A 12,715-nucleotide genomic window follows, 5' to 3' on the forward strand; every position below is an offset into this window, starting at 1 on the left:
ATCTCGCCGTCAGGGATGTTCCGGCACGCGCGTCGCAGCACTCTGACCTCTGAGGTTTCAGTCCATCTGTCGCCGGAGTTCGGCGACTCCGCTCCCGGTCAGATCTCTCAGCGCTTCCGGTCGACCGGCCATGGCCATGACGAGGTCGAGGACACGACCGGTCACCTCCAGCCCGCTTCCGGATTCGAAGTCGGCGTCGACAGCACTGAGCTTCAGCCCTTTGACCAGGGTCTTCGAGTTCACGGCGAAGTCCTTAGAGGCGAAGTATCGGGCCACCTCGACGGTCGCCTCGGCGCCAGGGGTCAGGTCGAGTTCCAGTGGTCGTGCGATGTCCTGGCCGTGGACGATGACTTCACCCAGGAAGGCCGGGAAGTCTTTGGTCGGCGCGATAGTCAGTGGGATCGAGCTGTGGAACTTCGCAAGGGTCTCCTCAGGTGAGCCACCGAGACGGCGCTCGAGCAGTCGCGCATTGTGTTTGGCAGGATCGAATCCCGCCCGAACGATGCTGCGGATCCAGGCCCACTTCCCGGTGTTGGCTGCGGCTGTCAGGTGGGCGACGACCTGCTCGACCATCCAGTCTGCACACAGAGTGGCGAGCGCCCACTGCTCCGGTTCGAGCGTGGAGAGCAGATCGGCCAGGCGCGCGCGTTCCGTGTGGATGAGGTCCCAGTATTCGGCTTCGTTCATCTGCTCGTCCCCTGTGATTCGTCGCCCGAGACGCTGACGCACCCCTCGTCTTCTACGTCGAACAGCAACCGGAAGCGTTCGCAGACGACCGGCATCTCGGGCGCGAATCCGCGCCGGCCATGCTCTTGCCAAAAACGCTCATGGATCTCGCGCCAGGCGGCCTGGGTTCGGTCGCCTTCCCCTTCCGAATGGGCATGCTCGGCGGTCACCTCGCAGAACGGAACGATGTCGATCGCCGTGGTTTCGATGAGGGCTCTCGGCCGGCCTCGGCCGTCGAGGATGATGCTCAGTTCACCCACCTCGGGTACGGATTCGTCATCGGCTTCGATGTCCCACAGCGCCGAGGCGGTGCCCGTCTTGGTCCCAGCCAGCACGAGAGCGAGGAGGTCGTCCGCATGCTCGGGAGTCGCGCCGAAGGCCCATGCTTCAGGCATCGCCTCCGGTAGGTCTGGGATGCAGCTGCGGACCCGCACCCAGAACGAGTCGAGTGTGACATCGAGCCTTGCCGTTTGACTCACGACACGGCCTCAAGCCGATGCTTCAGACCTTGGATCAGGCTAGTCAGCCCAAACTCGAAGGACGCCACCGCTGACGAGTTCTCGCCGAATCGAGGATCCAGCGCACCTCGAATCTCCGCAAATCTGTCTCCGGCCGATTCCTGAGTGATGAGGTCGACTGGAGCGACGATGTCCAGAGCGGAACCGAGGACATAGGCTTCAACGGACCGCATCACCGCCACGGTCTGACCCTGCGGCCATCCCCCTCGACGAAGTCCACCGATCACTGAGTCATACATTTCATACGTTGAGAGGTCTCGAATCGAGGTCGTGGCCAGCAATCGGATGAGGTTCGGGTGGTCGGCGAAGGCTCTGAGATACGTCCGGGCCCACAGCTCCAGAGCTCTGTCCCACGGCACGCTCTCCGACGATTCCTCGATCCCAGAAAATACTTGAACGTCGATTCCAGCCACAATACGGGCGCGCATCAATTCGATGAGTTCACCTCGGCCGGAGACATGGTTGTACAGAGAGGACACCTGCCTGTCGACGCGAGCCGCCAGAGTTCGCATCGACAATGACTCTTCGCCGAGGTCGTCGACAAGCGCGAGCGCGGCATCAACCAGCCGATCCTGATTCAATCTCACAGAATGCTCGCTCTCAATTTCGCACTTCCCTACATCTTTCGAGCAGTGTATCGTGTTCCCAGTCACATACGAACACTGTTCGTGTAAACGCCGGTGCGGCCGGCCACAAGCAATGGAGCAGGAGGACGGCAGTCTTGACGACACAGCACTTCCACAACGGCACCATCTGGTTGGGCGCCGGCGCCCAAACTGAGGATTCCCTTGTGGTTCAAGATGGCACTGTCGTTGCCTCTGGTTCACATGCGGTGGCGGCCGTCCTCGATCAAGTTTCGAGCCACGACGGCGCAGAGTTTGAGTCCATCGATCTCGACGGCGGGTTCCTCATGCCGTCCTTCGGCGACGGCCATGCTCATCCGATCTTCGGTGGCATGGAAGCAGAGGGCCCACAGGTGAGATCGTGCACGAGCGTCGAAGAGATCATCGCTGAAGTGAAACGGTACGCCGAGGCTCATCCCGACGACGACTGGATCACTGGTGCCTCATATGACGGCAGCCTCGTACGCGACGGCCTCTTCGACGCCGAATGGCTTGACAGAGCCGTGTCCGACCGACCGGTCGTCCTTCGCGCTTGGGACTACCACACCGTGTGGTGCAATTCTCGAGCATTGGAACTCGCGGGAATCACCGCGGCAACCCCGGAGCCGCAGATAGGCGAGATTCCTCGCCGAGACGACGGCTCACCGCTGGGCACTCTGCGTGAATGGGGTGCAATTGATCTGATCGACGCCGTTCGTCCGCCACACCACGATTCCGTCCGACTTCGCGCTCTCGATCGGGCAGCCGACTATTACCTGGCTCGAGGCGTCACTTGGGTCCAGGACGCTTGGGTGGAGCCAGCCGATGTCGAGACCTATGCGTCCGCCTCTCAGCAGGATCGGCTCAAACTGCGATTCAACCTCGCGTTCTACGCCGATCCCCGCCGCTTCACGCAACAGCTGCCCGAAATGCTTTCTGCGCGCCGAAGGATCGAGGAACTTTCGGATCCGTTCCTGACCGCTCAGACCGTGAAGTTCTTCGCCGACGGAGTCATCGAGAACGAAACCGGTGCGCTCATCGAGCCCTACTGCTCCTCCCTTCACAACCACGGCATGCGAGTCTGGGAAGGAGATTCGCTGGCAGAGGCGGTTCGCGAAGTCGACGCGGCAGGTTTTCAGATCCACATCCACGCCATCGGCGACGCGGCCGTTCGACAAGCATTGGATGCCATCGAGTACACAATCCGGAACAACGAAGCCCGTGATCGACGGCCGGTGATCGCACATGCCCAGATCATCGACTCTGCCGACCTGTCCCGCTTTGCTGAACTCGGCGTCATCGCGAATATGCAGCCTTTGTGGGCTCAGCTCGATGACCTCATGACAGTACTCACCGTCCCCCGGATCGGCAGAGAACGCGCCGTGGCGCAATATCGGATGCGCAGCGTCCTCGACAGCGGCGGGCACCTTGCGTTCGGTTCGGACTGGCCCTGCACTTCAGGGGCGCCGCTCGAGGGTCTCGCCGTTGCCGTGAGCAGACAGACCGATGACGGTGAGCCCGACGGCGGGTGGACTCCCGAAGAGATCCTCGACGTCGAACGCTCTCTCGACGCTTATTCGGCTGCGGTTGCCCACCAAGCATTTGCAGACCAAAGACCCGACGAGTGGGGAGTGATCCGTCCGGGCGCGAGCGCCGACTTCATCGTTCTCGATTCGGATCCTCGAACACTTCTCCCACAGGAACTGTCTGATGCCCCTGTTCGCCGCACATACCTGCGCGGCGTGGCCGTCCATTCGACGGACTGAATCGAAAGGACAATGATGTCCCATTCCAATCACAACGCCACCGCTCAAGACACCTCCCAAACCCACCTGAAACGTGCACTCGGGGTACCTTCACTAGTCTTCTTCGGCCTCGTCTATATGGTTCCGCTGACCGTCTTCACGACTTACGGAATCGTCACCCAGGTCACCGGGGGCCGCGTCCCAGCCGCTTACGTCATCACCCTGCTGGCAATGGTGTTCACCGCGCGGTCATATGCGAAGATGGCTGCCGCCATGCCCTTTGCCGGTTCGGCATACACGTACACGCAGAAGAGCTTCGGAGCTGGAATCGGTTTCGTTGCCGGTTGGGCACTGCTTCTCGACTACCTGTTCCTGCCGATGATCAATTATCTTGTCATCGGCATCTACCTCAGCGCGGCTTTCCCCATGATTCCTGCCTGGGTCTTCGTGGTCTCTGCCATTGTTCTCGTCACGATCCTCAATGTCATCGGAATCGTCTCCGTTGCACGGGCCAACATCGTCATCATCGCTGCTCAAGCAATCTTCATCGTTGTCTTCGCCGCGCTCGGCATCGCCTCATTCACCGGATCCGGTTCTGTCGACCTCACCGCCCCATTCACCGGTGACGGCTCGGCACCCGGATTCTACAATGTCATGGCCGGCGCAGCGATACTGTGTCTGTCATTCCTCGGCTTCGATGCGGTCTCGACTTTGTCCGAGGAAGCCAAGGACGCGAAGAGAGCAGTCCCCCGCGCAATCGTCATCGCCACTGTCACCGGCGGCCTCATCTACATTGTTCTGTCATACCTGGCTCAGCTGGTCTACCCGTCGAATCAGTTCGCCGATGTCGATTCAGGCGCGCTCGACGTCATGGCGGCGGCCGGCGGCGAATTCCTCACCGCCTTCTTCACCGCCGCCTATGTCGCCGGAGCATGCGGCTCAGCTCTGACCTCGCAGGCATCAGTCTCACGCATTCTCTTCGCGATGGGTCGAGACGGCGTGCTCCCGAAAAGCTACTTCGGCCGCTTGTCACCACGCTTTCACACACCCACGATTGCGACTCTCACAGTCGGCGGAGTCTCTCTGCTTGCGCTCGCCGTCGACCTCGCATTCATATCGGAGATGGTCAGCTTCGGTGCTCTGATCGCGTTCTCAGCAGTGAATCTGTCGGTCATCAAACACTTCATCATCGACGAGAAGAATCGTGGTTCACGTGCTGTTCTCAGTTCGATCATTCTGCCGGGAATCGGATTCTGTCTGACCCTGTGGCTGTGGACGAGCCTGTCTCCGCGAACTCTTCTCATCGGCGCCATCTGGCTGGTTCTCGGAGTCGGCTACCTCGCCTTCGTCACACGCGGTTTCCGGAAACCGACACCGATGCTTGATCTCGCTGACTGAGGTCTCCGCACCCAGGCCTTGAAGCCAGCTGTCGATTCGACTGATTCGGCTCAGACTGACCATCGGAGAGGCTCCTCGATCGCCGTGATCGTCGACAGGCTGCCGAGGTGCACGATCGCGTTCGCACCCACGTCACGCGCGACCCCAGCGCACACCTCGTGGTCATCGATGAAGAACACGTCTCCGGCATCTGCACGCATCCGCTCAAGCGCATTCTCATAAGCCTCCGGCTCGGGCTTGAGCAGACCGGTTTCATGACTGCAGAGCATCGGGTCCAAGACCGTAGAATCCGAATCGTCGTTCCTCCTCGGCGCGAGCACCGTCGACCGAGTGCAACAGAATCGCTACGTCGGCGCACGGTCGCAGCACGGATGCATACTCGAACAACTCCGTGTTGAGACGCCCGCGGTGCTCGTCCCACATCTCGCACTCTGTTCGACTTCGGAAATCGAATCAATGAAGTTCTCAATTTCGGGACTACTCGACTTCTGAGACCGCCTGTACGTCCACCCCGTGATTGCCTTCGCCGACTCCGCGTCGTTATATCTAGCGACGGCCCTGTTGAGCGCAGCATCAGCACCGGCACAATCACTGCTCGAAACTGCGGCCGGGATACTGGGATCAAAGTTGTACAGGCGTCACTCCATTTTTCAGAGGATCTCAGCATCTCAATCCGAAATACTGCATCCAACGTGAACGCGACGAGCTACTGCATGAACGACTTCCAGCGACCTTGCCGCCGCTCGAGAACGCGAACCGCTCAGCCCGTAACCGTCTGACCCGATCCACAATGTCCGGGGCGTAACTGCCGTTCGCCTCCGTATCCACCAGCCCTTCGAGCACAACAGCGTATTTCTCGACCGACAGGTTGATACGTCAGCACAAAGCGTCACGCACAGCAACCGTGTGCGTGGTCGTCTCCAGATCGAGGATCAACCGATCAGGCATGGCGAACTCATGCACTGTGCCAGGAGCCATAGATGCCAGTGTGGCATATTGAGACCAGACCATTACGACAGGGCATAAGGGAGCTTCGCAGTGAGGCATGGCTACTCGGCGCACATGATGATCAAAGCCACCGACGACACTGTCGAGCTGTACCACATGGAAGATGTGCAGTGGGCGGAATGGGTGTTGCTCGGCTGGTTCGTAGTTGGTGCCGCCGTAGCGATCTGGTTCCTGACTATCATCATGAAAAGGCAGCACGCATGGTTGCCACTCACTTTGCTCGGAGTGGCTTCAGTCGGTCTGATTGCTGGTGGATTCTTCGTCCAAATGGGTTGGCACGGGCCCTACATTGATGATCAGGGAATGTGGGCTTGCCCCTCCGGCCTCAACGCTATGCGGATCATTGAAGCGAACGGGTATCCACTGTCGGATGGGATCGTCCAATGTCGTGCCGACGCGAAGAATAACGTGGCAGTCGGTGGAGCTATGGCCGGTGCGGGTGTCGCGTTAACTGTCGGATCGGGTGTCTTTCTCAGGCGCCGTGCACCCCGGAATAGAGAGATGGTCGACATATGAACAATCAAACGGTGTACCTTCTGTTCGCTGAACAGACGTCTCCATTCGGCCCTGAGGACGAGATAGATCCGCTGGTCGGCATTTTCACGGATGAGGCCGATTGTCTTCGCGTCCAGAAGGAGCGGCCAGAATACAAAATCAGTTGGGAGGAACGTGAGGTCGAGGATGCGGGTGAGCACACGATCGAGCCCGGTGACACCGTCTACGCTTACCACTACATGGCCACCTATAGACCGACACCAGATGGCGGGGAAGCCATCGAGCTTCTGAGCGACGCCGCCGTCGAAGACATCTACTTCCAAGAAGAGAACGCCCGGAAGAAGCTTGTAGTCGGCGACCTCCAAGTAATCACGGTCGGTGAACTTCGGCTGAAAGGTGATTCTCTGATCGTCGAAGGCTAATTGCCTTGTTCGCCCCGAGCGCGCAGGCGATGGCACATCCGGCAGCCATCCAAGCTACCCACACCTGCCATGCCTCAGGCCCTTCAAGAAGCCCAGGAATCAACAGCATCAACACCCCAGCAGACACTGCCAGCCCGAGGATGAAACCAGCCAAAGCACTGCTGTTCGCCATTTCATTCACTCCTGTTCACTCAATCCGCCTAAAGAAGAAACTGCTCGATCTCATTGATCGTCGACCGATTGTCACGGTGCACGATCGCATCCATGCCGACGGCACGGGCGCCTTCAGCACAGACTTCGTGGTCATCAATGAAGAACACGTCTCCGGCGTCAGCAGCCATCCGCTCAAGCGCATTCCCATAGGCCTCCGGTTCCGGCTTGAGCAGACCGGTCTCGTGACTGTAGAGAATCGGGTCAAAGACTTCACTGAACCCGAACCGCCGTTCTTCCTCGCGCCGCGCCCCGTCCACTGAGTTCGACAGAATCGCCACACCGGCGCGTGGCCGCAGCGCAGCTGCATACTCAAACAACTCTGTATTGAGACTCCCGCAGTATTCGTGCCACATCTCGGCCTGCATAGCCTCGATCAGGTTCGAATCCATCTCGAGCGCTCGACCCAGCTTCGACCAGTACTCGTCCCGCGTGTCCGCTCTACGGTCGATGACCGGCAAGTCCGCCGCCAGAATGCGCGCCCGATACTCCTCTGCTGAGAATCCAGAGCGCTCCTGCCACCGGCGAACGAAAAGCTGTCCCCAGGTGTCATCATCAACGACCTCCAGCACTCCCCCGATATCGAAGAGCACCCACTTCCTCAAACTCATGAGGCAAGACTACCTACCGATGCTCGCGCTACTCGTGTGCCGGAAAGCCCAGGTTGAGGCGAATAGCCCATGTTCCAACGTGGGCTGCTCACCCTAAACCGTGCCGCGCACCGTGCCGCGCACCGTGCCGCAACAAAGAATACCCTGCCTCTTGCAATAGTGTGTGACACACACTATCGTGTGATGCATGAACGAGGATGAAGACAAGGCACTGGCCACCCACGAACAGGAGCTGCGACGCGGCACCGTGGTCTTCGCCAGCCTCGTCGCCTGTCGACGGCCGCAGTACGGCTACTCGCTGCTGACGACGCTGACCGAAGCAGGCATCGCCACCGAAGCCAACACCCTCTACCCCCTCCTGCGGCGGCTCGAGAAACAGGGCCTGCTCACATCGGTTTGGAACACCGAACAAGCCCGCCCGCGCAAGTACTACACACTCACCGACAGCGGCGCCGAAGTCGCCGCCGCACTGCACAGCCACTGGCTCGAACTCAACTCCAGCATCACCAAGCTCTGGAAGGACGGCACACCATGAGTGCGCTCACCGAAATCTACGTCGACAACGTCACCCGCCACCTGCCCGAAGACTCCCGGCCCGACATCGCCGCCGAGATCACCGCCACGATCGACGACATGGTCGACGCCCGCCTCGGCGAGGATGCGGCCGCGACCCCGGATCACACGGCGACCGTCGAACGCGAAGTCCTCGAAGAGCTCGGCGATCCCGTCGCGCTGTCGCGGGAGTACTCGAACTCTCCGCAGCACCTCATCGGCCCGAATTCCTACCCGCTCTATATCTGGGCGCTGCGTTGGGTCCTGCCCATCGTCGGTCTGCTCGCCGTGCTCACAAACATCGTGACCACCGTCGCCGTCTCCCCCGGAGTCCAGATCGGAGAGATCATCGGCAAGACGGCCGGCAACACTGTCATCGCCCTGCTGACCGCATTCGCCGCCATCACGATCATCATCGGTCTCGGCGATCGCGGAATGGACGGCGGCGCATCCGATTCGCTCCGGAAGCGGAAACCGGGCACGTGGACGGTCGATGATCTCGACCGACGCGATTCCCACAGCAAGCAGATCCGCGCCGAGGCGGGGCTCGGGCTGGTCTTCATCGTCGCCCTGGCAGCCATCCCGTTCATCCCGACAACCCTGCTCTACGTCGGCCACCTCAACGATGGGGAGACGTTCATCAACCCCGACCTCGGCATCGGCTGGCTGCTCGGCTACTGGGCCTTCCTCGCGCTCATGGCCGCAGTCGAGATCATCAAGTTCACGACCGCCTCGGCGAAACCGACCGTGGCCATCATCGGCGGGATCGTCGACATCGCCATGGCCGTCTTCCTCACCATCGCGCTGCTGACTCAGCCGGTCCTCCACCCCGAGCTCACGAACACCGCGAACGCCGACTTCCAGCAGATCATCACGGTCATCGCGATCTGGATCATCGTGATCTGGGACCAGGTGAGCACCTGGCGGATCTATCGCCGCAATCGTCGGTGAAGTTGTGCGATCGGGACGGCCACCTGCCGACCCGATCGCACAGCTGGTGAGAGATTTCAGTCGCGGCGGCTGGCGATGACAGTGAACTTCTTGTTCCGGGCCAGCTGCCGACTCGGTCCGATGATCGATTCGAGACGATCCCGGTAGCGCAGATGCGAATTGAACACCGTGAGCACCTGCCCGCCCGGCGCGAGATGCTCGGCGGCCGTGGCCATGAGCGCCGCGGCCGTCTCGGTCTCGATGGCCGTTCCCTGATGGAACGGCGGATTGAGCAGGATGACATCGAATTCGCCTAAGTTCGCGAGCGCCGGTTCTCCCGGATCCGCGGCGTCACCGAGGATGATATCGACTCCGACTCCGTTCGCCTCCGCTGTGGCCCTCGCCGAGGCGACCGCCGCCTTCGACACATCGACGCCGAGCCCCGTATTCGCCCCCGAGGCCCGCATGGCCGCGGTGAGCAGCCAGCCGTTGCCGCAGCCGAGGTCGAGCACGGACTCCGGCGCCCCACCTGGGAGCAGTCCCAGCAGTGAGTCGATGAGCAGCTCCGAGCCCTCATCGCTCTTCGTCCCTGAGAAGCAGGCCCCATGAGCGCGGACTTCGAGCTCACCGACACCGCGATGGGTGATCACCCCGCGGCGTGGGAATTCCGGCAGACTCGGAGAGGACAGGGGGCGGCTGCCGATGATCATCCGGTGCTTGCCGACCCCCGGCGAGACATCGACTCGGCCGAAGCCGCGGGCAAGCTCCTTGTTGACGCCACGGCTCATCGCATCGCTGCGGCCGATGACGATGATGGTGCTCGCCAACGGCTGCAGTACCGCGATCGTCTCGGTGAGCGCATTCATCGCCTTCGGAGCGTTGACGACTGCCCACGTCTCCCCCACACCGAGTTCGGCCAGTCCCGCGATCTCATTGAGCTCGCTCACCGCCAGTACGGGGGCCGCTTCGGCACCTGGCTCTCCGGCGACTCCCGCGGATTCGCCGGCTCCGGCCAGGGACTCGACCGCTGCGGCCAAAGTCCGTGCCTCGTCGAGCCGGTCGTTGTATGTGCATACCTGCGTCAGCCGGCTGAGCAGGGTCGCCTGCAGACCGTGCGCATCATCGACGAGGATGAGGTTCTCGGGGACCTCGGCTGAGAGTTCAGCGGCGACGAAGGTGCCTTCGGTGTCCCGGCCCGAGACGTCGAGGACTCCGAGTCGGCGACCGATGACGTAGTCGATGAGCATGCGCGCCTGCGGCAGACCGGGCACATCGCTGAGCTGAGGGAATACCGCCAGCAGATCCCGGCTGCGATCGGCGGCGGCAGAGTCAGAGGGCAGCAGGGAGGCGGACATTCGATCAGTCTAATCCGAGCGGACCGGTCGCCGCCTCCTCGAGGGTGTGCCGCTCAGCCTTCGGAGTCGTGGTCGGTTTCGATGAGCTGCTTGAGGTTGGCCAATGCTTCGTCGGCTCCGTCACCCTCGGCGCGCAGAACGACCTTCTGACCGTATTCCGCGCCGAGGCCCATGAGGGAGAGCACGCTGGCCGCGTCGAGGGCATCCTCGGCCGGTTCGCCCTCCAGGGCGATAGTGATCTCGAGATCGTAGTCTGCGGCGGCCTCGGCCAGCAGTGCTGCTGGACGGGCGTGCAAGCCGACGGTGCTTCCGACTGTTGCGATGGTCTCTGCCATGAGTTGTCCTTCCTGATCAGACCGGCCGTGGTTCGGCCTGCCCGGTGTTTCGGCATGTCCTATTGGTGGTGTCTGTGGTGGTGCTGAGTATGTCACGGGGCCACTCGCCCGACAGCCGGACTCACAGGCCGAGCTCGTCGAGGATCGGCAGCTCGGCTCGGACCGCGGCCTTCGCCTCGCTCGGGCTGCGCGCCGCAAGTGCGCTGCGGGCGATCTGCTGTGCCTGGTCCAGGGAGACACCGGACAGCACCTCGGCGACTGCCGGCAGAGCCCGCGGCGCCATGGACAGGCTGGTGACTCCGAGGCCCACGAGCACGACGGCCAATGCCGGATCGGCCGCGGCCTCTCCGCACACGCCCACCGACTTCTCCGCCGCAGCGGCCTGGGCGGCGGCGATGCCGATGAGCTGCAGGACTGCCGGCTGCCACGAGTCGCTGAGTTCGGCCAGGCCGCCGAGCATGCGGTCGGAGGCCATGACGTACTGGGTGAGATCATTCGTGCCGATGGACGCGAACTCGACTTCCTCGAGGATCGTGGCCGCCTGCAGCGCCGCCGAGGGAACCTCGACCATGACACCGGCGGTGGGGAGTCCTGCCGCACGAACGAGGTCTGCGAACTGTCGGGCCTCCTCGGCGGTGGCGATCATCGGAGCCATGACGTGGACGGTCACCGCATGCCTTGAGGCGGCGAGCGCGATCGCCTCGAGCTGACGTTCGAGGACGCCCTGAGCCCGGCGACTGGTCCGGAATCCGCGTACGCCCAGGGCCGGGTTCGGTTCATCGGCGTCGGTGAGGAACGGCAGAGGCTTGTCGGCTCCGGCGTCGAGGGTGCGCACGACGACCTTGTGATCATCGAAGGCTGCGAACACCTGCCCATAGGCCTCGGCCTGCTCCTCGACGCTGGGTTCGGTGTCACGATCGAGGAAGCAGAACTCGGTGCGCAGCAGACCGACGCCTTCGGCACCGGCGGCTGCCGCTGCCCGTGCCTGAGCGCCGTCGCCGACATTCGCACGCAGTGGAATCCGGGTGCCGTCGCTCAAGAGGCAGGGTCCGGTGAACGACTGCAGACGGCCAGCCGTCTCCGCCCATGCCTCGACGAGGCCGGTCTCCGTCGCTCCGGGTTCGGTGCGCAGGACTCCGGCACCGCCGTCGACGAAGACGGGTGTGTGGTCGGTGATCTCGCGGACGCCGGCGGCTGCGACCACGGCGGGAATGCCCAACGACCTGGCGAGGATGGCCGTATGGCTCTGCGGTCCACCCTCTGCGCAGACGAGTCCGACGACCAGCTCAGGATCCAGAGTTGCGGTGTCGGCGGGAGCGAGATCCGTGGCGATGAGCACGAAGGGCTCGGCCGCGTGTGGAATGCCGGGGGCCGGCACTCCACGCAGATGGGCGACGAGGCGGGCGCGGACATCGAGGACGTCGGCTGCGCGTTCGGCCATATAGCCGCCGAGCTTCTCAAACTGTGCAGCGGTCTCCGCGGCCACCGTCCAGATCGCGGTCTCCGCGTCGGTCTCAGGCAGGCGTCTGATCGCCGTCTTCACCAGGGTGGGGTCCTTGGCCATGAGGGCGGTGGCCTTGAGCACGTCGCGGGCGTCCCCGGTGACGGATTCGGCGCGCTCACGCAGTTCGGCGTGGACGGCGGCCGAGGCCTCTCGGATCCTGTTCGCCTCCGCTTCGGGATCAGCCGGGGCGGGCTTCGCCACGGGTGCGGACACGGGGTCGGGCATGGTCAGCGCCGGGGCGATGACCCGTCCGGGTACGACTCCGATGCCTGAGAACTCTGCGGACATCCCCATTCCTTCCTGT

Annotated in this window: 15 protein-coding genes; 6 read left to right on the forward strand and 9 right to left on the reverse strand. The window is 62.5% G+C overall.

Annotated features, from left to right (window positions below):
- Positions 1 to 57 precede the first annotated feature (57 nt).
- The 3 genes from ACOZ9V_RS13105 to ACOZ9V_RS13115 all read right to left on the reverse strand — a co-directional run bounded on the left by ACOZ9V_RS13105 (position 58) and on the right by ACOZ9V_RS13115 (position 1,975).
- Positions 58 to 687 (reverse strand): maleylpyruvate isomerase family mycothiol-dependent enzyme, encoded by a 630-nt coding sequence (locus ACOZ9V_RS13105; RefSeq protein ID WP_181271615.1) that lies wholly within the window; start codon positions 685 to 687, stop codon positions 58 to 60.
- Positions 684 to 1,121, reverse strand: a complete 438-nt coding sequence (locus ACOZ9V_RS13110) for an ASCH domain-containing protein (RefSeq protein WP_139909825.1) — start codon at positions 1,119 to 1,121, stop codon at positions 684 to 686. Before ACOZ9V_RS13110 ends, ACOZ9V_RS13105 begins: the two co-directional genes overlap by 4 nt.
- A gap of 80 nt (positions 1,122 to 1,201) precedes the next feature.
- Positions 1,202 to 1,975: a TetR/AcrR family transcriptional regulator gene (locus tag ACOZ9V_RS13115; RefSeq protein WP_434590639.1), complete on the reverse strand. Its 774-nt coding sequence runs from the start codon at positions 1,973 to 1,975 to the stop codon at positions 1,202 to 1,204.
- Between ACOZ9V_RS13115 and ACOZ9V_RS13120 the strand changes: the two genes are divergently transcribed.
- Together ACOZ9V_RS13120 and ACOZ9V_RS13125 are read left to right on the forward strand one after the other, a co-directional pair.
- Entirely contained in the window at positions 1,966 to 3,612 is a 1,647-nt protein-coding gene (locus ACOZ9V_RS13120) for an amidohydrolase (RefSeq protein ID WP_219922332.1), read from the forward strand. The two genes, ACOZ9V_RS13115 and ACOZ9V_RS13120, sit on opposite strands and share 10 nt — an antisense overlap.
- Positions 3,613 to 3,627: 15 nt before the next feature.
- Positions 3,628 to 4,989: an APC family permease gene (locus ACOZ9V_RS13125; protein WP_181271613.1), complete on the forward strand. Its 1,362-nt coding sequence runs from the start codon at positions 3,628 to 3,630 to the stop codon at positions 4,987 to 4,989.
- 50 nt (positions 4,990 to 5,039) lie between these two features.
- On the opposite strand, the gene ACOZ9V_RS13130 is transcribed toward ACOZ9V_RS13125, so the two are convergent.
- Positions 5,040 to 5,267, reverse strand: a complete 228-nt coding sequence (locus ACOZ9V_RS13130) for a hypothetical protein (RefSeq protein WP_139908532.1) — start codon at positions 5,265 to 5,267, stop codon at positions 5,040 to 5,042.
- Between the two features lie 382 nt (positions 5,268 to 5,649).
- Positions 5,650 to 5,832, reverse strand: a complete 183-nt coding sequence (locus tag ACOZ9V_RS13135; protein ID WP_434590643.1) for a hypothetical protein — start codon at positions 5,830 to 5,832, stop codon at positions 5,650 to 5,652.
- 219 nt (positions 5,833 to 6,051) lie between these two features.
- On the opposite strand from ACOZ9V_RS13135, the gene ACOZ9V_RS13140 reads away from it, so the two are divergent.
- Positions 6,052 to 6,513 carry a hypothetical protein gene (locus ACOZ9V_RS13140; protein ID WP_434590646.1) on the forward strand — a complete coding sequence of 154 codons (462 nt, stop codon included), beginning with the start codon at positions 6,052 to 6,054 and terminating at the stop codon, positions 6,511 to 6,513.
- A gap of 11 nt (positions 6,514 to 6,524) precedes the next feature.
- Positions 6,525 to 6,914 (forward strand): hypothetical protein, encoded by a 390-nt coding sequence (locus ACOZ9V_RS13145; protein WP_434590649.1) that lies wholly within the window; start codon positions 6,525 to 6,527, stop codon positions 6,912 to 6,914.
- A gap of 200 nt (positions 6,915 to 7,114) precedes the next feature.
- Here the strand turns inward: ACOZ9V_RS13145 and ACOZ9V_RS13150 are convergent, their stop codons facing one another.
- On the reverse strand, positions 7,115 to 7,735 hold the full coding sequence (locus tag ACOZ9V_RS13150; protein WP_434590652.1) for an HAD-IA family hydrolase: 621 nt from the start codon (positions 7,733 to 7,735) through the stop codon (positions 7,115 to 7,117).
- Positions 7,736 to 7,922: 187 nt separating this feature from the next.
- Here ACOZ9V_RS13150 and ACOZ9V_RS13155 point away from each other — a divergent pair, with 187 nt between their 5' ends.
- Positions 7,923 to 8,270 (forward strand): PadR family transcriptional regulator, encoded by a 348-nt coding sequence (locus ACOZ9V_RS13155; protein ID WP_420096628.1) that lies wholly within the window; start codon positions 7,923 to 7,925, stop codon positions 8,268 to 8,270.
- Complete coding sequence (locus ACOZ9V_RS13160) at positions 8,267 to 9,238, forward strand: HAAS signaling domain-containing protein (protein ID WP_434590655.1); 972 nt, start codon at positions 8,267 to 8,269, stop codon at positions 9,236 to 9,238. Before ACOZ9V_RS13155 ends, ACOZ9V_RS13160 begins: the two co-directional genes overlap by 4 nt.
- A gap of 56 nt (positions 9,239 to 9,294) precedes the next feature.
- Here the strand turns inward: ACOZ9V_RS13160 and ACOZ9V_RS13165 are convergent, their stop codons facing one another.
- The 3 genes from ACOZ9V_RS13165 to ptsP all read right to left on the reverse strand — a co-directional run bounded on the left by ACOZ9V_RS13165 (position 9,295) and on the right by ptsP (position 12,699).
- Positions 9,295 to 10,572 carry a class I SAM-dependent methyltransferase gene (locus tag ACOZ9V_RS13165; protein WP_434590658.1) on the reverse strand — a complete coding sequence of 426 codons (1,278 nt, stop codon included), beginning with the start codon at positions 10,570 to 10,572 and terminating at the stop codon, positions 9,295 to 9,297.
- A gap of 53 nt (positions 10,573 to 10,625) precedes the next feature.
- Positions 10,626 to 10,907, reverse strand: a complete 282-nt coding sequence (locus ACOZ9V_RS13170; RefSeq protein ID WP_434590661.1) for an HPr family phosphocarrier protein — start codon at positions 10,905 to 10,907, stop codon at positions 10,626 to 10,628.
- 121 nt (positions 10,908 to 11,028) lie between these two features.
- Positions 11,029 to 12,699, reverse strand: coding sequence for a phosphoenolpyruvate--protein phosphotransferase (gene ptsP / locus ACOZ9V_RS13175; RefSeq protein ID WP_434590663.1), 1,671 nt, complete (start codon positions 12,697 to 12,699; stop codon positions 11,029 to 11,031).
- Between the last annotated feature and the right edge of the window lie 16 nt (positions 12,700 to 12,715).

This window comes from Brevibacterium sp. 1718, assembly GCF_051131255.1.
GTDB classification, from domain to species: domain Bacteria; phylum Actinomycetota; class Actinomycetes; order Actinomycetales; family Brevibacteriaceae; genus Brevibacterium; species Brevibacterium sediminis.

Coding starts and splice junctions, on each gene's coding strand:
- ACOZ9V_RS13105 (WP_181271615.1), bottom strand. CDS start 687: ATGAACGAAGCCGAATACTGGGACCTCATCCACACGGAACGCGCGCGC.
- ACOZ9V_RS13110 (WP_139909825.1), bottom strand. CDS start 1,121: ATGCCTGAAGCATGGGCCTTCGGCGCGACTCCCGAGCATGCGGACGAC.
- ACOZ9V_RS13125 (WP_181271613.1), top strand. CDS start 3,628: ATGTCCCATTCCAATCACAACGCCACCGCTCAAGACACCTCCCAAACC.
- ACOZ9V_RS13140 (WP_434590646.1), top strand. CDS start 6,052: ATGATGATCAAAGCCACCGACGACACTGTCGAGCTGTACCACATGGAA.
- ACOZ9V_RS13150 (WP_434590652.1), bottom strand. CDS start 7,735: ATGAGTTTGAGGAAGTGGGTGCTCTTCGATATCGGGGGAGTGCTGGAG.
- ACOZ9V_RS13155 (WP_420096628.1), top strand. CDS start 7,923: ATGAACGAGGATGAAGACAAGGCACTGGCCACCCACGAACAGGAGCTG.
- ACOZ9V_RS13160 (WP_434590655.1), top strand. CDS start 8,267: ATGAGTGCGCTCACCGAAATCTACGTCGACAACGTCACCCGCCACCTG.
- ACOZ9V_RS13165 (WP_434590658.1), bottom strand. CDS start 10,572: ATGTCCGCCTCCCTGCTGCCCTCTGACTCTGCCGCCGCCGATCGCAGC.
- ACOZ9V_RS13170 (WP_434590661.1), bottom strand. CDS start 10,907: ATGGCAGAGACCATCGCAACAGTCGGAAGCACCGTCGGCTTGCACGCC.
- ptsP (WP_434590663.1), bottom strand. CDS start 12,699: ATGTCCGCAGAGTTCTCAGGCATCGGAGTCGTACCCGGACGGGTCATC.